This is a genomic window from Streptomyces sp. RP5T (genome assembly GCF_003933965.1).
Lineage (GTDB): Bacteria > Actinomycetota > Actinomycetes > Streptomycetales > Streptomycetaceae > Streptomyces.
In genome coordinates this window covers 1-253 of record NZ_RSAJ01001341.1, presented here as the reverse complement: position 1 = coordinate 253, position 253 = coordinate 1, and the positions used below count along the sequence as shown (strand labels likewise).

Annotated in this window: 1 pseudogene; it reads right to left on the bottom strand. The window is 65.2% G+C overall.

Features of this window, described 5'->3' with window-relative positions:
• A pseudogene (locus EHS43_RS46120) lies at positions 1-176 on the bottom strand (IS5/IS1182 family transposase); the annotation flags it as partial.
• Positions 177-253: the final 77 nt, after the last annotated feature.

Genomic DNA, 253 nt, shown 5'->3' with positions numbered 1-253 from the left:
AAAGCCGCGGCGATCTGGGGCAGAGGTTCGTTCTTGCGCAGGTACACCAGGGCGACCAGGGCACGCTGGTGCGGGGGGAGCTTGCAGCGGCGGTCACCCTCACGGGTGACGATGAGCATGGTGACCCACTCGACCAGCGCATGCGGGAGGTCGAGTACGGCAGGATGGCGAATCAACGAGGCACCTGCGCTGACGAGTTGAGACTTCGAACATCTCCCTCAACGGCGCAGGTGCCTCGTGCGTTGCGACCTCG